The 17,671-nt window shown below is 65.6% G+C and carries 17 protein-coding genes and 3 pseudogenes; 10 read left to right on the plus strand and 10 right to left on the minus strand.

Annotated elements, in window-relative coordinates:
* The first annotated feature begins 7 nt into the window (after positions 1 to 7).
* The gene (locus tag VGH54_RS04630; RefSeq protein WP_331510763.1) at positions 8 to 2,797 is read left to right on the plus strand and encodes a helix-turn-helix transcriptional regulator; all 2,790 of its coding nucleotides are present in this window, start codon (positions 8 to 10) and stop codon (positions 2,795 to 2,797) included.
* Between the two features lie 87 nt (positions 2,798 to 2,884).
* Here VGH54_RS04630 and VGH54_RS04635 read toward each other — a convergent pair whose 3' ends face one another.
* A complete protein-coding gene (locus tag VGH54_RS04635; RefSeq protein ID WP_331510765.1) occupies positions 2,885 to 3,604 on the minus strand; it encodes a hypothetical protein in 720 nt (239 codons plus the stop codon).
* Positions 3,605 to 3,971: 367 nt separating this feature from the next.
* Between VGH54_RS04635 and VGH54_RS04640 the strand changes: the two genes are divergently transcribed.
* From VGH54_RS04640 to VGH54_RS04660, 5 genes and pseudogenes are all read left to right on the plus strand, one after another.
* Positions 3,972 to 4,091: an FAD/NAD(P)-binding protein gene (locus VGH54_RS04640; RefSeq protein WP_331510766.1), complete on the plus strand. Its 120-nt coding sequence runs from the start codon at positions 3,972 to 3,974 to the stop codon at positions 4,089 to 4,091.
* On the plus strand, positions 4,088 to 4,687 hold the full coding sequence (locus VGH54_RS04645; protein WP_331510767.1) for a sigma-70 family RNA polymerase sigma factor: 600 nt from the start codon (positions 4,088 to 4,090) through the stop codon (positions 4,685 to 4,687). Before VGH54_RS04640 ends, VGH54_RS04645 begins: the two co-directional genes overlap by 4 nt.
* An 8-nt stretch (positions 4,688 to 4,695) precedes the next feature.
* Positions 4,696 to 4,839 (plus strand): annotated as a pseudogene (locus VGH54_RS04650) (RNA polymerase subunit sigma); the annotation flags it as partial.
* 494 nt (positions 4,840 to 5,333) lie between these two features.
* A complete protein-coding gene (locus VGH54_RS04655) occupies positions 5,334 to 6,479 on the plus strand; it encodes an FAD-dependent oxidoreductase (protein WP_331510768.1) in 1,146 nt (381 codons plus the stop codon).
* Positions 6,480 to 6,491: 12 nt separating this feature from the next.
* Positions 6,492 to 6,965, plus strand: coding sequence for a VOC family protein (locus VGH54_RS04660; protein WP_331510770.1), 474 nt, complete (start codon positions 6,492 to 6,494; stop codon positions 6,963 to 6,965).
* A gap of 162 nt (positions 6,966 to 7,127) precedes the next feature.
* Here the strand turns inward: VGH54_RS04660 and VGH54_RS04665 are convergent, their stop codons facing one another.
* The 8 genes and pseudogenes from VGH54_RS04665 to VGH54_RS04700 all read right to left on the minus strand — a co-directional run.
* On the minus strand, positions 7,128 to 8,387 hold the full coding sequence (locus tag VGH54_RS04665; RefSeq protein ID WP_331510771.1) for a CaiB/BaiF CoA-transferase family protein: 1,260 nt from the start codon (positions 8,385 to 8,387) through the stop codon (positions 7,128 to 7,130).
* A gap of 3 nt (positions 8,388 to 8,390) precedes the next feature.
* Positions 8,391 to 9,212 (minus strand): enoyl-CoA hydratase/isomerase family protein, encoded by an 822-nt coding sequence (locus tag VGH54_RS04670; RefSeq protein ID WP_331510772.1) that lies wholly within the window; start codon positions 9,210 to 9,212, stop codon positions 8,391 to 8,393.
* A 79-nt stretch (positions 9,213 to 9,291) separates the two neighbouring features.
* Positions 9,292 to 10,146 (minus strand): alpha/beta hydrolase, encoded by an 855-nt coding sequence (locus VGH54_RS04675; RefSeq protein ID WP_331510773.1) that lies wholly within the window; start codon positions 10,144 to 10,146, stop codon positions 9,292 to 9,294.
* A gap of 103 nt (positions 10,147 to 10,249) precedes the next feature.
* On the minus strand, positions 10,250 to 10,348 hold the full coding sequence (locus tag VGH54_RS04680; RefSeq protein WP_331510792.1) for a LuxR C-terminal-related transcriptional regulator: 99 nt from the start codon (positions 10,346 to 10,348) through the stop codon (positions 10,250 to 10,252).
* A gap of 2 nt (positions 10,349 to 10,350) precedes the next feature.
* Positions 10,351 to 10,671 (minus strand): annotated as a pseudogene (locus tag VGH54_RS04685) (helix-turn-helix domain-containing protein); the annotation flags it as partial.
* A 251-nt stretch (positions 10,672 to 10,922) separates the two neighbouring features.
* A complete protein-coding gene (locus tag VGH54_RS04690; RefSeq protein WP_331510774.1) occupies positions 10,923 to 11,618 on the minus strand; it encodes a hemerythrin domain-containing protein in 696 nt (231 codons plus the stop codon).
* 80 nt (positions 11,619 to 11,698) lie between these two features.
* On the minus strand, positions 11,699 to 12,673 hold the full coding sequence (locus tag VGH54_RS04695) for an NmrA/HSCARG family protein (protein ID WP_331510775.1): 975 nt from the start codon (positions 12,671 to 12,673) through the stop codon (positions 11,699 to 11,701).
* Between the two features lie 85 nt (positions 12,674 to 12,758).
* Positions 12,759 to 13,502, minus strand: a pseudogene (locus VGH54_RS04700) (LLM class flavin-dependent oxidoreductase); the annotation flags it as partial.
* 277 nt (positions 13,503 to 13,779) lie between these two features.
* Between VGH54_RS04700 and VGH54_RS04705 the strand changes: the two are divergent.
* Together VGH54_RS04705 and VGH54_RS04710 are read left to right on the plus strand one after the other, a co-directional pair.
* Positions 13,780 to 14,256 (plus strand): MarR family winged helix-turn-helix transcriptional regulator, encoded by a 477-nt coding sequence (locus tag VGH54_RS04705; RefSeq protein WP_331510776.1) that lies wholly within the window; start codon positions 13,780 to 13,782, stop codon positions 14,254 to 14,256.
* Positions 14,257 to 14,538: 282 nt separating this feature from the next.
* Positions 14,539 to 15,348: a crotonase/enoyl-CoA hydratase family protein gene (locus VGH54_RS04710; RefSeq protein WP_331510777.1), complete on the plus strand. Its 810-nt coding sequence runs from the start codon at positions 14,539 to 14,541 to the stop codon at positions 15,346 to 15,348.
* A 52-nt stretch (positions 15,349 to 15,400) separates the two neighbouring features.
* Here VGH54_RS04710 and VGH54_RS04715 read toward each other — a convergent pair whose 3' ends face one another.
* Positions 15,401 to 16,345 carry an alpha/beta hydrolase family esterase gene (locus tag VGH54_RS04715; RefSeq protein ID WP_414688642.1) on the minus strand — a complete coding sequence of 315 codons (945 nt, stop codon included), beginning with the start codon at positions 16,343 to 16,345 and terminating at the stop codon, positions 15,401 to 15,403.
* A gap of 76 nt (positions 16,346 to 16,421) precedes the next feature.
* On the opposite strand from VGH54_RS04715, the gene VGH54_RS04720 reads away from it, so the two are divergent.
* Together VGH54_RS04720 and VGH54_RS04725 are read left to right on the plus strand one after the other, a co-directional pair.
* On the plus strand, positions 16,422 to 16,874 hold the full coding sequence (locus tag VGH54_RS04720) for a MarR family winged helix-turn-helix transcriptional regulator (protein WP_331510778.1): 453 nt from the start codon (positions 16,422 to 16,424) through the stop codon (positions 16,872 to 16,874).
* A gap of 267 nt (positions 16,875 to 17,141) precedes the next feature.
* Complete coding sequence (locus tag VGH54_RS04725) at positions 17,142 to 17,342, plus strand: cold-shock protein (RefSeq protein ID WP_331510779.1); 201 nt, start codon at positions 17,142 to 17,144, stop codon at positions 17,340 to 17,342.
* The last annotated feature ends 329 nt before the right edge of the window (positions 17,343 to 17,671 follow it).

The following is a 17,671-nucleotide window of genomic DNA, read 5'->3' on the forward strand; positions in this document are numbered from 1 at the left end:
CAGTTAGATGGCCGTAGTTTTCCCTCGCCCTGGAGGCGTCGCGGAGCTGAGGGGCCGGCGGCGCGAATGTCAGGTGCTTGACCGGCTGATCGAGGCTGTCGCGGCGGGTGAAAGCCGGGTACTGGTGGTGCGCGGCGAAGTCGGTGTGGGCAAGACCGCGCTGTTGGATTACCTGAGCGGTCACGCGTCGGGCTGTGTGGTGGCGCGTGCGGCTGGTGTGCAGTCCGAAATGGAACTCGCGTTCGCCGGCTTGCATCAGCTGTGCGCGCCGATGCTCCATCACCTCGAACGGCTCCCGGTTCCGCAACGCGATGCGCTGGCGACCGCGTTGGGGATCAGTTCCGGTGCGGCGCCCGATCTGTTCCTGGTGGGGCTGGCGGTGCTGGGCCTGCTCTCGGAGGCCGCTGAGCAGCGGCCGCTGATCTGCGTGGTGGACGACGAGCAGTGGCTGGATCGCGCGTCCGTGCAAGTCCTGGCGTTCGTGGCCCGGCGCCTGCAGGCCGAATCGGTCGGTTTGGTGCTGGCTGCGCGCCAGCCCAGCGACGACCTGACGGGACTGCCGGAACTGGTGCTTGAGGGTCTGGGTGAGGACGATGCGCGCACCTTGTTGGATTCGGTTCTTCCCGGGCCACTTGACGCCGCGGTGCGCGACCGCATAGTGGCCGAGACGCGCGGTAACCCCTTGGCGCTGTTGGAGTTGCCACGGGGGTTGACGCCCGCGCAGCTGGCGGGCGGGTTCTTCGCCGACTCGGTGCCGCTGGCGGGACGAATCGAGGAGGCGTTTCAGCGGCGGCTGGCGGCACTTCCGGCCGAGACTCGGCGGCTGTTGCTGGTGGCCGCGGCCGAGCCGGTCGGCGACCCGCTGCTGGTGTGGCGGGCCGCCGAACTGCTCGGGATTGGTAACGCCGCAGCGGCCCCCGCGGCAGCTGCCGGTCTGCTGGAAGTCGGATCCCGGGTGCTGTTTCGTCACCCCTTGGTGCGATCGGCGGTCTACCGCTCGGCGCCGCTTGAGCACAGACAAGACGTGCACCGCGCCCTGGCGGAGGCCACCGATCCGCAGCTGGATCCCGACCGTCGTGCCTGGCACCGCGCGCAGGCCGTACCCGGCCCCGATGACGACGTCGCGGCGGAGCTGGAACAGTCAGCCGGCCGAGCACAGGCCCGCGGTGGGTTGGCCGCTGCGGCGGCGTTTCTGGAACGCGCGGCGATGCTGACGCGCGACCCTGATCGTCGTGCCCAGCGGCTGCTTGCCGCGGCCAAGACGAAGCGTGACGCCGGCGCGTTCGACGCGGCGCTGGGACTGTTGGTGGCGGTCGAGGCTACGCTGCTTGACCCGGTGCAGACCATCGAGCTGCAGCGTCTGCGCGGACAGATCGCGATGATGCAGCGCCGCGACCCCGACGCGGTTCGACTGCTCCTGAGCGCCGCCAGACGTCTTGAACCGCTTGACGCCGACTTGGCACGCGAAACCTATCTAGAAGCACTCGGGGCCGCGATGTGGGCGGCCGGTCACGGCAGTGGCGGCGTCTTGGCCGAGGTTGCTGAGGCCGCTCGCGCGGTGCCGGCGGGTCCCGGACCAGCGCGTGCGGTCGACGTCTTGCTCGAGGGGTTGGCGCGGCGCTGGACGGAGGGATACGCGGCGGCCGCGCCGGCACTTGCCCGAGCAGTCGAACTGTTTCTGGCTTTTGACGTCCCTGTCGACACAGTCGGTCGTTGGCAGTGGCTGCTTTGCGCAGGCACCACTGCCGAGGTTGCGCTCGATCTGTGGGACGCCGAATCCGCGCAGGCCGTGGCCGCTCGGACGGCACGATTCGCCCGGGACGCCGGCGCACTCGGGTCGCTGCAGCATGCGCTCAATGCTCTCGCCAGGACCCACCTCCTGGCCGGCGAGTTGACGACGGCGGAGCTGATGATCGACGAAGATCGCCTGATTTCCGAGGTCACCGGGAATCCGCCAACGGGGTACGCCGAAATGATGCTCGCGGCCTGGCGTGGGCAGGAGACGCAGGCCTCCGCGCTGATCGAGTCCACCGTGCGGCAGCCAGCCACCCGAGATCTGAGCTCGATGGTCGCCGTAGCGACCTACGCACGCTCGGTACTCGACAACGGCCTCGGTCGCCATGGCGCCGCCCGCGACGCTGCCCGGCGGGTATTTGAGCTCGATCAGCTCGGTGGCGGCCCGTTTGCCGTGCCGGAGCTGGCCGAGGCGGCGTCTCGCGCCGGTGACACAGCGCTCGTGCGTGCCGCACTCGACTGGCTGTCGGAACGCACACGCGTCACGCCGACCGACTGGGCGCTGGGCATCGAAGCCCGCGTCCGCGCCCTACTCAGCGAGGGCGAAGCCGCCGACAGGCTTTACCGCGAGTCGATCGAGCACCTGGGCCGCACCCGCGCCCGCGCTCAGCTGGCCCGCGCTCACCTTCTGTACGGCGAATGGCTGCGACGCGAACGCCGCCGCCTCGACGCGCGCGCCCAGCTACGCATCGCCCACGACATGCTGGAAACGATGGACATCGAAGCGTTCGCCGAGCGGGCTCGCCGCGAACTGGCGGCCACCGGGGAAACCGCCCGGAAACGCACCGTCGAAACCAGCGTCCAGTTGACCGCGCAAGAGGCCCTCATAGCGCGGCTGGCCCGCGATGGGCTCTCCAACCCCGAGATCGGCGCCCGGCTATTCATCAGTCCGCGCACCGTCAAATACCACCTGAGCAAAGTCTTCAACAAGCTCAACATCACATCACGCAACCAGCTTGACCGAGTCTTACCTCGCGACCCGAGCACCGGCCGCCCGCACTAGGCCGCGCCCCGGAACCCGTCGCGGCGGTGGTGGTGGTAATCATGCAGCCTGGCCGACAGCATGAGCCCGTGGCGGTCTCTCACGACTCTATTCGAACCGCACCTCGCTGAAATCTATTGCGACCATCAGCATTTCCATGATCGGCCGACGATCGGGACCCCGCGTGTAGGCGCGCCGCTTGGTTGGCAGACTTATGCCGTTCGCCACCACATAATCCGAAGTCAGTTGCGCCGCTTGAAAACCGCCTGCGATATTCACGCTGTAGTCATGGCGGCGCAGCCTCAAATCCTCGCCGAAGAAAAAATCCTGAATGAGGTTGTGCGTCTCGATCGAACCAGGAAAGTATGCGCGCAACACGCGCCACTTCTCTGTGCCTTCCTGCCAGCCCTCTGTTTCCTCGACCTGCACGCCATCCATCGCGAGAAGAAATGGGGTGGTGAGGTAGGTCCATACGGCTTCGCCATTGAAATACGCACGATGGAGCGCGTCCCACGGCGTGTTCATTTGGTGGCCCGCGAAGGAGTCTTTAGGCGCACGGCGCTCCGCAACTACTGTGCCATCGAGCTTCTCGATGGCAATCCGATCTGGCGTGAACACCGTGCGCTGATCGGGAGCCCCGTAAGGCGAGACTGACGAGCGTTCCTCGTGCAACCAAGCGGTCATGCGGCGCGGGCTCGGGTCCTGTGGCACTCCCTTGAGCGGAAACAAGCCGCCACCACTCGCAATCGTTGCGTCAACTTTTTTGTACCGATTCCAGCGATCCATGCCACCGTGGGCATCAAGAATTCTGGCAAGCAGTTCGTTCATCAGGTATCCCCCTAACATGTGTAAGTCTGTCGATCACCTCGGTTGACCAGCACGGTAAGCCGGTTCGTTCTTTGTTGGCGGCGCTGCCCGCCTTTTGAAAGCCACCTCATCGTTACGCCGACCCTTCGACCGGCAATCCGAACGCGCTGTGGCTCGGCGAACACCTCTCCCCAAATCTCGGTTGCGGAGGGCCAAGGTCGCATCGGCCAGTGGCCAGCGCACCTGGCCAGTCGCCGATCGACGGGCCCGCGCGGGCGTCGGGGAGCGGCATCTGACTCGACGCACGACTGACCACTCGCACTGTCCATTAGCGGATGCGAGCGCGGGCTGAGCGAACAACGCTCGATGACAGTCGATTGAAGGAGAAATGGTGCTGCCCAACGAAGCTGAAGTGGTTGTTGTTGGTGGCGGCCCGACGGGCCTGGTGCTCACCGCGGCGTTGCGTCGGGCTGGTCATGATGTTCTGACACTGGACAAACACGCATGACCAACGCCGAGCTGAGCGCACGATTCGAACGCGACGTCATCCCGCTGCGGGCGCCGCTCTACCGCAGGGCCCTGGGCATGACTCACAATCGCGCCGACGCCGAGGACCTGGTTCAGGACACCATGATGTCCGCGTACGCCAGCTTCCGCTCGTTTCGGCAGGGGACCAACCTCAACGCCTGGCTACACCGGATCCTGACCAACACCTACATCAACGACTACCGCAAAAAGCAGCGGCGGGCGGCGCAATATCCGACCCAGCAGATCACCGACCAGCAACTGGCCGCCAACGCGGCGCACTCCTCGACCGGGCTGCGCTCGGCGGAGGACGAGGCGCTCGACACGTTGCCGGACAACAGGATCAAAGCTGCAATGCACGCCCTGCCCGAACAAATCCGCGTGGTCGTGTACTACGCCGACGTCGAAGGTCGCCAACACCGCGAGATCGCCGAAATCATGAACAGCCCGCCAGGAACCGTGAACTCCCGGCTCCACCGCGGACGACGCCAACTACGCAGCATCCTGAACGACGTCGCCGAACCCGCAAGCGCTACTACAACCCGACGCGCGAGATCGATCTCATGCGACGCGGCGTAACCGGGCACGGTGAGCCTGAGCGCACCGGCCCCGACCAGGTGAATGCCGCACTGGTCCGGCAACTGATCGGCGACGCGCTCGCGCAGTTGTCCGGCGAGCACCGCGCGGTGATTCGCCGCTCGCGCTACTTGGGGTGGACGACGGCGCAGATATGACCTCAGACGCAAGCGTGGCCTGGCAGCTAGCTGATGCGGCTTCCCCATGCCTAATCGCTGGTGAGCGTGCGATGATTTTCGCCCAATTAGGTTGCGGCGAAAGCCATCTAGCGACCGAGAGGATCCTCGCCGTCGTGGTGCGTGAAGGTTTCCCACTGCCTGCAGCGCTGCTAACGACGCTGAAAACCTGGCTGGACCTCTACGTTGGAACGCCAGAGGAACGAAGACTACGAGCTCTGGTCGCGCGTGTTAGGCGACACGCGAATTGAGCGGCTCCCGCACCAGTGAAGCACGCCTCAGCAGAACGAAGGTGAACAATGCCGCCGGTCCACTCGCGCGGTGGTGGCGCAAGCGCGGTGCGCGGTTGTTCGACAAGGGTCGGGGAGCGGCATCTGACTCGACGCACGACTGACCACTGGCACTGTCCACAAGCCGATGCGAGCGCGGGCTGAGCGAACAACGCTCGATGACAGTCGATTGAAGGAGAAAAGGTGCTGCCCAACGAAGCTGAAGTGGTTGTTGTTGGTGGCGGCCCGACGGGCCTGGTGCTCACCGCCGCGTTGCGTCAGGCTGGTCATGATGTTCTGACGCTGGACAAGCAGGAGGAAGGGGCCAACGCGTCTCGCGCAGCGGCGATCCACGCGAAGACCTTGGAGGTCCTGCGGGAGCTGGACGTCACCGACCGGTTGATCGCCGAGGGCGTCGTAGTGCCGACGTTCACGTTTCGCGATCGCGACAGGATCTTGACTCGACTGGACTTCTCCTCGCTGCCGACCTCGTACCCGTTCGTGCTGACGCTGCAGCAGTATCGGACCGAGAAGATCCTCACCGAGCGGATGCATGCTCTCGGTGGGCAGGTGATGCGTCCCTACAGCGTCGCGGGTGTCTGCATCGACGCTGATGGCGCCGAGGTCGAAGTGGACGGCCCAGATGGGCGCGAAGTGGTTCACGCGCGCTACGTCGTGGGCGCCGACGGCGTCTCCTCGGTGGTTCGGCAGAGCGCCAAAATCGACTACGCCGGCGGGACCTATGACCAGTCGTTCACCCTCGCCGACGCCCGGATCGACTGGCCGCTGCGCTTCGATGAGGTGCAGAACTTCTTCTCGCCCGCGGGCATCGTAGTCAGCGGACCGTTGCCCGATAACCAACGCCGCGTCCTCGCGACGGTCGACAAGGCACCCGAGGTCATCGACGTCGACTTCGTTCAGCACATCCTCGATGAGCGCGGTCCCACCGGAGCGCGGGTCAAAGAACTCACTTGGTCATCGCAATTCCATGTCCACCACCGCATCGCCAGCACCTTCCACCACGGACCGGTGTTTCTGGCCGGCGACGCCGCCCACGTGCACAGCCCCGCCGGAGGCCAGGGCATGAACCTGGGCATTCAAGACGCCGTCGATCTGGCGCACACCCTGTCCGCGTCGCTCAACGGGGCCAAACACGCCGATCTCGACGGCTACGAAAAGCGCCGCCGACCGATCGCCCGCGCCACCGTCATTTTCACCAATCTGATGACCCGTGCCTCGATCGTCGACAACCGCCCTGCCCAACTGGTCCGCAACGCCGTGTTCTCCCTGATCGGCGTCCTGCCACCGGCACGTAAACAGATGGTCCTGCACATGTCCGAACTCGCCTGAAACGACCTCACCATGACAGCACCGCGGCTCAAAGGCCTACATCACGTCAAACTGCCGGTCAGCGACCTGGAGGCCAGCCTGACCTGGTATCAGCGGGTGTTCGACGCGGAGCACCTGAGCCAGTTCGATCACTACGATGGCGCCGGCGCCCGCTACGCCGTGATCCTGCAGCTGCCCGGCATCGACATCCCGATCGAGCTGCGGTGGGCCCCCGATGCCGCCACCGCCATTGCCGGCTATGACCCGGTCAGTTTCGTGGCCGACGACATGCAGGCCTGGAGCGATCACCTCGACGCGGTCGGCATCGAGCACTCACCCGTCATCACGGCCCTCGCCGGTCAGTTGCTGATATTTCGCGATCCCGACCAGACGTTCCTGCGTCTGCTCACCATGCCCGAAGGTGGCATCCAGGCGATCGAGATGAACCGCGACGCGGTCGAACCCGAAGGCCCCTGGATCGCGCCCGACATCATGAAACACCCATGAGACTAAGTACTGGCGACGACGTGAAGAATGCACCGAACGACCACCCGCCACGTCCGACATAGCTTCTCGTAATGCGTTGAATGCCTTTGTGTTTAAGGCCGTGCCCAAGGTCCACCGAAAACGGTGCCGCAGCCGCGTGGTGGTTGTCCTGATTCCCGGTGCTCAGTATGTGTCGCGGGTGTGTACCAGCACCCCGCGATTGGTGAAGTCGGAGATCTCCTCGTCGCTGTAGCCGAGTTCGTGTAGCACCTCTTCGTTGTGCTCGCCCTGGCGGGCAGGCTCCCGGTCGGGCTCGCGGCCGTTGTCGGCGGTCTCGGCGGGATCGGTGCTGTCATCCGTCTTGGAGCCGCCGGTGAAGTGCCAGGGCCGGCCTGGGACGATGATCCGTGCGCCGGCGCCGTCGGGCACAGTGCGAGTGGCTCCCCATTGGGTCGCCCAGTCGGTCGTGGCGAATTCGGAGATGTCGCGCAGCGAGCCGGTGGGGATCTTGGCCTCGTCGAGCTGCGCCTCCAGTGACGCCATGTCGGTGAAGGTCCAGATCCAGCGCTGCACGATCTCGTGTAGCGCGTCCAGGTTGCGTCGCCGATCCGTTGGGGTGGCGAAGCGTGGGTCCCCGGCGAGGTCGGGTCGGCGCATGGCGGCCAGGTAGAACGGGAACGACAAGCTGCTGACCAGGCTTAGCGGGCTGATGAACCGTTTCCCGTCGGGTCCGATGAAAAACACGCAGTCGGTGGCGCCGAGGATGGGCGGCTCGTCACCAAGGTCGGCATCGGATAAATCCACGTGGACTCGTTCGTTGACCGCCAGCATCACCGCGGCCATCGCCACATCGATGTACTGGCCGCGGCCGGTCACACTGCGCTCATTCAGCGCCGCGAGGATGGCGATCGCGGCATGCAGCCCGGAATAGACATCGGCGTGTGAGAGCGAATCGCTGCGGCGACGGTCTTGCGGGGTGCCCCAGTGCGCGTTGGACATCTCCGTGATTCCAGTCTCGGCCTGCACTGTTGGGGCGTAGGCAGCGCGTGCACGCCACGACCCGTGCTGGCCGTAGCCGCTTATCGAGGCGTAGACAACATGAGGGTTGCGTGCGGCGACGTCGTCGTAGCCCAGCCCGAACCCGGCGAGGGTGCCGGGGCGGAAGTTCTCCACGATGATGTCGGCCTCATCGCAGAGCCGCAGCGCGATCTCGCGTGCCCCGTCGACGTTGAGGTCGATGGAGATGTTGCGTTTGCCGGCGTTCTGCTGGGCGTAGTAGCCGGAGATCTCGCCGGTACCAGGGAAGGCCCGCCGGGCCATATCCCCCGATGGGGGTTCAACCTTGATCACCTCGGCGCCCAGGTCGAGTAAGGTTTGCGCGCAGTGCGGCCCGGCCAGCACCCGGGAAAAGTCGACAACGCGGATTCCGGTCAGTGCAGCCATCTTTCAGCGTCCCTCAAAGTTGGCCATGCCGGGGCCGTTCTGCTTGAGCGAGGCGGCCCCGGTGCGAAAGTCCTCCGATGCGAAGATCGGCTTTTGCAGCTCGGTCATGGCGATGTCGGCGGCCCCGACTCCCTCGTTGATCGCGACGGTGACCAGGGCCTTGGTCGCGGCATGGGCGATGGTGGGGCCTCCGGCGAGCTCACGGGCCAGGGTGGCCGCGGCTTGGTCGAGTTGTTCGTCGGCGACCACCCGGTTGATCACGTTCCAGCGCTCAAGGGTGCGCGCGTCGTAGCGGCGCGCGAGCATGGCCATCTCCTTGGCCCGCGCCGCCCCGGCGCGCTGGGTGAGTCGTTGGATGCCACCGGCCAGTGGGTGCAGCCCGACGGTGGCCTCCACCGAGCCGATCTTGGCCGACTCCGTGGCGATGATCAGGTCGCAGGCCAACGCCAGCTCCAGTCCGCCGCCCAGACAGTTGCCGTGCACGGCGGCCACGATCGGGATGGGCAGCTCGTCGAAGGCCCGCAGCATCTCCAGGATCGGCCAGCCCAAGACGCCGTTGCCGCGCCCGGCAGCCTCAAGCATCGCGTCCAGGTCCGCACCGGCCGAGAAATGCCGCAGTCCGCTGCGCAGGATCGCTGCCCGGGCACCGGAGTCCCGGACCCAGCCAAGCGCCTCGATCAGCTCTTCGGTGAACTCGCGGTTCATCAGGTTGTAAGGCCGGTAGTTCATGGTGACGACCGCTACCGGGCCGTCCAGACGACACGCGAAACGCGCACTGGGCTCGCTCGGCACGTCGGTGCGTAGGTGTACGTCCTCAACGGACATCGGGTTCTCCTGTCTGTCAGAGTCTGAAGTTCGACGGATGCCGGGAGCGGCACGGCGCTTACCCGCCGTCCTGCCCCGATTAGCGTGCTCGCGCTGATCCGAGGGTCGCGTAGCCTCCTTCCCACCAGCCGGTGGCGAGCGCCGCGTACTCGTCGGCGGCGTCTTCCCAGGTGAAATGACCGGCGTCGACGAAGTTGAGCCTGCTGTTGGGCAGGCGCTCATGGAGGAACTCGGCGTTGACCGGTGGCACCACCAGGTCTCGGCCGCCGCCGATGATCTGCACCGGCGTCTTGATCTGCGGCAACAGAAAACGCAGCGCCGCGAGGTCGGTCGGGTAGCTGCGCACGTAGCGCATCGATTCGACGAAGCGGTCGCCGTCGTAGGAGGACAGGTAGTCCTCGCGAACGAAGTCGAGAAGCGCGTACCGCTGGATGTCGGTTAAAGCAGCGGCAACGATCTGGCGCGGATCAACGTGGCGGTATGCCTCGAGGTCGGGGGCTTCGACCCAGTCCTTCAGCACCCCGCCCAGCTGGAGGGGAAACGCCGCACCGCCACTGCCGACGATCAGGCTGCGTAACCGACCCGGATACAAGGCCGCCGCGAAAAGGGCCGCGCCGGTGCCGATGTCGGGACCGATCACATGCGGGCTGTCGAGCCCGAATGCGTCGGCGACACGAATGACGAACTCGCCCATGGCCCGCGGCGAGAGCAGCTCATCGCGGCGCTGGGAGTGGCCGAATCCCGGTAAGTCGATCGCCACCAGATGTGTGTGCACGGCCAGCCGCTCCCACGTCGGCTCGAAGGCGAACAGGCTCTCCGGCCACGGACTGAGCAACAGGGCGTGGTCGTCTCGGTTCTCGCTCTCGGCGAAGCGGATGGCCAATCCATCGATGGTCCGGAACTCTGGCTCGATGCCGTTGAACCAAGTGCTCACGAGATCTCCATAGGGGCTGCTCGTCGCGCAACGAGTCGGCGACTGTGCCCAGTGTCGGTCGCTCGCCGCTGCGTTCGAATCCGCCGATGGACAGTCCGCGTGGTCAGTCAGCGGGCAGGACCCGGTCCAGCTGGCTGCGCGAAGTGACGCCGAGCTTCATAAACACTTTGCTCAGGTGATATTTGACGGTGCGCGGACTGATAAAGGGCCCAGCGGCGCCGGACCGAACAGGAACGCATGCTGCTCGGCCTGCTCGTCCTCGTCGAGCAGCACGATCATCAGCCCTGAGCGGCTGCCGAACCGCCGGAACAGGGTGCCCTTGCCGACGCCGGCCGCCGTTGCGATTTCGTCCATGGTGACCGTGTCTGGGCCGCGCGCGGCGATTAGCCGGCGCGCCGCGTCCAAAAACTGGGCACGATTGCGCGCGGCGTCTCCGCGCTCGTGCGGCGGGTCGGCTGGCTCCAGCGCCGTGTTTCGGCCGACGTCGCGGTTGGCGCCGGTGCCGAACGCGATCCCGGGCGGCATTGACATGCGTCGTTTCCTTCCCCTGTCGGCCGGTCAGGCCGGCGAATGGGCGATCCGGCGTTTTCCTCCGAGTTGCCCGGCGTTGGCCGGAACGATCTTTTGTTGTGGCGCAACAGGTTGCGCAGGTGGATGCGCCCTTCACGAGCTCGACGCCCTCGGCGAAACCTGTTGCTCAGTGCGCCTTCTCGGGGCTGTTCGCGGAGGGCGCCGAACATCAGGTCGTGAGGTTCGTCAGTCACCTCGACTCCTGGTTAGAGTTCGGTGCTGCGCGGTGGGGTGGCGGTGCCGTGGACCCGCTGGGAGTGGTCCGCGAACGTCTTTGCCCCCAGCTGCCTGATGACGGGGCGGGCGTCGGCGGGCCTGGCGGCGATGAAATGGTCGATGCTGTCGGGATCGCCCTCATACATCAGCAGGCCGATCGTGAGTGCGGATTGTGCTGGGTCGGCGGCCAATTCGCTCCCCATGGTCGGGTGCCACTCGGCGACCGTGATGTACTGCTCCATGAGGGGAACGACACGGTCCTCCTCCGCACTCAGGTGCTCCTTCAACGCCGGGATCAGCCTGCCGAGAACGTCCGCCAGGACCTCGCGAGACTCGACCGTGACGGCATCGCGCCAGATGCTCAACGCCTCGTCGACCTCGTGGAGCAGCGTGGCGACCTGTTGGTGTTGACCTTGCATCAGCCCCACCAGCCGAGCCGCCCGGGTACAGCGATCGAGCAGCAGCGGCCAGATGTCCTCGTCTTCGTGGGTGTGGTGATCGTGCAACAGGGCGATCACAGCTTCCACGTGATCACCGATGATCTGGGCGCGGTCGTGGTCGCCCGCTACGATAGCGCCGACGAGCCCGGGCATCAGTGCGAACTCGCGGCGGAACATGTTGTGGATAATGAGCATATCGCTACGGTCGAAGTGCGGCTGCTCGTCAGTCTCCGCCAAGGAACTCATCATTAACCTCCTTTGATTCGCGCCGCGCGATGCGCGGCGCGAATCGTGCCGGTATCAATTCGGGGAACTCGCAAAGGAATTCAGTCGAGCGGGATCTCGTTCTTGTGCTGGGTCAGCCAGGTGTCGAGCGGTTGGAGTTCGGGGTTGAGCTCACGCACCAGGTCGAGGTTGCGCACTCCGGTGAAGTAATCCGACGCGTCGGAATAGAACTGGAACATGTTGGCGACCTCGACGGCACCGGGCTGGCCGGATGCCCGCATCTGATCGGTGGTAATCGGTCGGTAGATGACCTTTTCGCCCAACGCTGCGGTGAACATCGCGGCGAGTTGCTCCCCGGTGGCGTGGGTGCCGGCGATGCTGACAGTCTTGTCGATGAATTGTCCGCCGCGCCGAAAGACACCCAGCGCGGTCTTGCCGATGTCCTCACCGGCGACGAGCGCAAGCTTCTTGTCGGTCATCGGCAGTGACAGAACCAGCTCGCCGTTGTCGTCACGGTGCGGGCCTTGGCCTTGCAGGAAAGCCTCGTAGTAGAACGTGGTCTGCAGGAAGGTGGTCGGCACGCCGAGCGCGGTGAACGATGCGTTGGCCTCGGCCTTGGCGTCGAAGTGCGGGACCTTGTAGTTGCCCAGGGCGTCGGGGACCTCGATACCGAGTCGCCGAAAGTGGGGCCGGGTGTCCTCAAGGGTGGACCACACCACGTGGCGTAGTTCGGTGTCCTTGGCGGCGCGGGCTGCGGCCGCGGCCTGATCGAGTTCCATCTCGGCGCGGGTACGGGCCTGCTCCTGTTCGGGGGTGCGCTGGGCCCAGAAGTTGGTGACCACATAGGCGCCGTAGGCGCCGTCGAAGGCCGTGCGCAGGCTGGTCTCATCGTCGAGGTCTGCCTCGATGACCTCGGCCCCTTGGGAGGCGAGTTCACACGCCCGGTCGGAGCCGGTGTTGCGGGTCAGGGCCCGCGCGGTGAACGGGCTGTCCGGGTCGGCCATGATCGCCCTGAGCAGGCCGCCGCCCTGGACGCCCGTCGCGCCCACTATCGCAATGATTTTCTTCTCGGTCATCCTCTACTCCTTTGACTGATTTGCGGATATTGGTTGGGAATTGCTTCGACGAATCGAAGCCCTGGTCTCGCCTCGGCGAGCAGGTCTAGAGTTCGCGACGCCGTCCGACGGATTCGGCGGGTCGCGCGGTGATGAGTTGGTCCAGCAGTGTGAGTTGGACGTTGTAGGGAACTTCGGCCTGGGTGAGGTCCCACATGACCTCGTCGACGCCGAGTTCGGCAACCCCGAGCAGGTCGCGTTTGATCTGGCCGACGGACCCGGACAGCGGCAAGCGATCGGCCTCCTCGAGCGGGGCTTCGGTCACGGGGTTGTTGACGCGCACGACGATCGGGCCGGGACTCTCACCAGCGGGTACGGCGGTGCGGAAGCTCGCGAGTTGCTGTTCAAAGGATTTCCACTCGTGGATCCCCGGGTTCAGTCCGACCCCTAACCGTGCGGCGCGCTGCACGGAGGCGTCGACTCCCGGCGCTGCTGCGATGAGAATGGGCGGGCCGCCGGGCTGCAGCGGTTTGGGGCTGACTTGCGACGGCGCGATCCGATAGAAACGGCCCTGATAGCTGACAGGGTCGGGGTCCCAGGTGGCACGCATCGCCTCGATGAACTCCTCGAAACCGCTACCGCGGCGTCCCATCGGCACATTGGCGGTAGCGAACTCGTCGGCCGACCAGCCCTGTCCCAGACCCACGACGAGGCGTCCGGCACTCAAATGGTCCAGCGTCGCGAGGCGGCGGGCGAGCATTACCGGCACGTGGAAGAGCGCAGCGAGGACGCTGGTCCCCAAGCGGATCGTGCTGGTATGGACGGCAACGTAGGTCAATGTCTCCAACGGCCGCGAAGACGTTGGCGTAGCACTCCGGAGTCCGCCACCCCTCCGCCGGTTTCACCGCTCGTAGCAGCCGCTCAAACACCCAGAGCGAGTCGAAACCGAGTGCCTCGGCGCGTTGCGCGAACTCCACGATTCTCTGCGGAGTGGCCTCGACGCCATGGTGCGGCAGGCCCAATCCCAGCTTCATGTGCGGATCTCCTCGATATAATTGGCCGACCAACTAATGCTCTACCGTGAGTGTAGCACGTTACTTGGCCGGCCAACCAGTTAGGCTGACGGCATGACACCCCAGCAACCGAGCCGCGATCCGCTCGACGTCGGGCCGGGTGGCCCGGTGAGCCGGGCCCTTGCCCAGGTGGTTCGGCTTCACCGCGCCGCGGCGGGCGAACTCCTCAAAAGCACCGGCCTGTACCCGGGGCAGGAGGTGCTGATGATGCATCTATGGGCAGCAGGGGTCGTGCGCCAGGCCGACCTGATCAACGCCCTGGGTCTCGACCCGTCCACCGTGACCAAGATGCTTCAGCGGCTACAGCGCGCTGGCAAAGTCACCCGGACCACCGACCCCGCCGACCGACGCGCCGTGCTCGTCGAAGCAACGGAAAGCAGCCGCGCCCTTCGTCCCGAAATCGAAGCCGCCCAAAAGACGTTGGAAGAGCGCACCGTCGCCGCACTCGACACTGCCGAGCGCGCCGAATTGCACCGACTGCTGGAAAAGGTTGCGGCCAACCTCAGTCTGCAGAACGCCACCTGCCCTTAACGCCGCCCCGCCGGTCGCCCTCTACCAGCGGGTTGGTTGAACGGTCATCGATGGCCGCCCAGCCCGACAATCGGATAGCCCTCGCGTGCGGTGCCGCGGGGGAGACCGCTGCTGGCGATCGGCGGCTTGGCTGGGTGACGGCCAGCGATCTGGACGCCGCGCGGCGACCGGTGATTGCTGTGCGCCAGTTTGTGCGTCCGAACAGCTTTCTTTGACTGGGGGTCTCGCCAGTGCAGATGCGCGGCGGTTGGTGTGGTTCGACGTCGCGGTAAGTTCCCACACGTGAGCGAAGACAGAGTGCGTGTGCGAATTGGTGCTAATGGCGTGGCAACGGTGACGATGGTGCGCGCCGACAAGCACAATGCGCTTGACCAAGCCATGTTCGAGGGCTTGATGGATGCCGCAGCCCAACTGGCAGAAGACGCTTCGGTTCGCGCGGTGGTGCTGCACGGCGAAGGCAAGAGCTTCTGCTCGGGGCTGGACGTTGCCAGCTTCATGTCCGGAGGGGGTGGCACCGGGGTTCTGCTGGAGCGCGATGGCGACCGGCTGGCCAACTTTGCTCAGCGGGTGAGCTACGACTGGTCGTTGGTGCCGGCGCCGGTGATCGCCGCGATTCACGGGAATTGCTTCGGCGGCGGTCTCCAGATCGCGCTGGGCGCCGACATCCGGATCGCCGCGCCGGAAGCGAAGCTGTCCATTATGGAGATCAAGTGGGGCCTCGTTCCCGACATGGGCATCACGCAGACACTCCCGCGACTAGTACCTATCGACGTCGCCAAGGAGTTGACGTTCAGCGGCCGCATCGTTTCTGGAAGCGACGCTTTGGCGCTCGGACTGGTCACTCGAAATAGTGACGATCCGCTGGCCTCGGCGCTGGCACTGGCAGACGAGATCGCGCAGAAATCTCCTGACGCCGTCCGTGCCGCCAAACGCCTGTACGACCAGACATGGGTCAGTGACGACGCCGCCGCTGCCCTGATACGTGAATCCGAGCTACAAGTCGGGTTGATCGGCAAACCTAATCAGATCGCGGCCGTTATGGCCGGAATGTCGGGAGAGCAGCCAGTCTTCGTCGATCCCGCTGACCGTTAAGCTCACTATCCGCCAGATCGAGGGTCGGTGGCTCAAGGCCGGCCGCTTCCCGCTATCGATGATTCGTGGCGAAGAACTGCCAGATGGTGTCGGTAGCGTTGAGTGCTGTCGACGGTTCCGGCATGTTGCCGATCCTCTGCGCGAGCGGGCTCGGCTCGCCGCCGGGCCACTGGTGGCCCGCGCCCGTCACCGAGATCAGTTCTACGGTGTGCCCGTCGGCGCACCCGGCTGTCTGGGTCGTCACGTCCCCGGCAGTAGTCGAATTGGGTTGTCCGCAGCCGTCGATCCCGCGCCATGTCGCAGTGACGGCCTCCACCGACGGGCCGTCGACGCGCGCCTTCCCGTCGGCTGAGAACGCCTTGCCTGGACCGCCGTTGTAGGGGACTCGGTCGTCGGCGGTGCCGTGTATCTGCAACACCGATGTCGGCCGTGCTCCCGAGCAGCCGGTGAGCAGTGTGCCGGCCACCGGGGCGATCGCCGCGAATGTGTCTGTCTGACAACCCAAGCGAAGCGCCATCATGGCACCGTTCGACATGCCGGTTGCATAGACGCGCGCCCGGTCGATCGGCATATCTTGCTCGATCGCGCCGACCATGGCGGTGATAAAGGCGACGTCATCGGCGTTGGTGTGCTGCGGCTCGCCGCAGCAGCTCCCGGCGTTCCAGGCGCGCATGAGTCCATCAGGGTAGGCGACCAGGAAATGGCCGGCGTCGGCTTCGCTGTCCCAGTGGTAGGAGCGTTCGGCCTGCGCCCCGGTGCCGAAACCGCCGTGCATCATCACGACCAGCGGGGCGCCGCCGCTGAGCCCTGGTGGACGGTACAGATGGAAGGTTCGGCCGACCCCGCCGACGTCGATGGTGTGTGTGGACTGCCCGTCAGGAATTGACTGCGCGCCCGGCGTTCCCAGCGCGTGGCCGCCACCGAAGCATCCGCCGAGTACCACCACCGAGGCCGCCAGGAGACTGACAACAAGTGCCCGGAAGTATCGAGATTGTATGCCGCCATCGTGGCAGCCCCGCGGATGTTTGACAAGTAGCTTGTCAATTTTGATGCTAGTGGCAGACTCTTAGGCCATGCGAGCCGCTCAAGACGCCAAGTGGGAGCCCACGGTGCCAGCTCTGGTGAATCTGGTGGCCGCGTCCGGAGCGCCCGGGTTGCGGGCGGCTTTCTCGGCCGCTGGGCTTGACGGGATTCGGCCCGGGCAGGCGGTCGCCTTGGTGCCGCTGGCGTCCGGCGGCTTGCACGCGTCAGATCTGGCTGACCGGCTCAGGGTTAGCCGGCAGGCCGTGGCGCAGGCAGTAGCCGAATTGGAACGCCACGACTACGTCGTTCGAGGTCCGCATCCCTCCGACGCTCGCGCGCGGATCATCGAGCTCACGCCGCGGGGCCGCCAAGCGTTGCGCGTGATGCGATCCAACGCGCTCGAAGTGGAAAAGCGCTGGCGCGATGTTTTGGGAGAACGCCGATTCGGGGAGTTGCGTGCGACGTTGTCGGCGCTGCTCTCGGCTGAAACCGTTGAGTCGTAAGGGCTCCGTCAACGGCGGCGCTCGCGGTGGAATGAGCTAATCCGCCTGCCGGGGCCCCGCACCCCGAGGCCGTGTAACAACTTCATCAGTAGATCGCGTAGTATGCAGGTAGTCGAAATTCTAAGTGTTCGTGTTCCACACACGCTCGCGCAGAAACTTGGTGCGGGCGTCTCTTTCTCCTTGCAGGGCAAGCCAGAAGTAGCCGTCTGATCATTCGGCTGCCGTTCCGCATGGCGCGGATCGGAATCCTGACACAGGAGATACAAAATGACACAGGGAACTGTGAAGTGGTTCAACGCTGAAAAAGGCTTCGGCTTCATCGCGCAAACGGAGGGTCCGGACGTCTTCGTCCACTACTCCGAGATCGACGGCGGAGGCTTCCGCAGCCTCGAAGAGAACCAGCAGGTGGAATTCGAGGTCACCCAGGGTGCCAAGGGTCCGCAGGCCAGCAAGGTTCGGGCACTCTAACCCACCCGCGAGACTAAGAAGCCGTACCCGCTCTGTGGTGAGCGGGTACGGCTCTAATCGTTTGGCTCCCAAGCGTTTCTCGATCCCAGGCGCAACTTAGATGCAGCGCGGTCCGGCAGCACCCTTCGGCCCCGCTCGAGCGCTTACGGGCTTCAATGCCCCAGTGTGTCCGGACAGAGCTCGTGCTTCGCTGCATCGATCACTCCCCGCCGGCGCGGCCACCGCGAGCGCGACCGAAACGATCAACGCCGTCGCCGACCATCGGAAGATGTTCATCTCCCGACCGCAAGCCGATCGGTGTACGGCGGACAGAAAACGGACGAAGATAC

The sequence above is a fragment of the Mycobacterium sp. genome (assembly GCF_036488105.1).
Lineage (GTDB): Bacteria > Actinomycetota > Actinomycetes > Mycobacteriales > Mycobacteriaceae > Mycobacterium.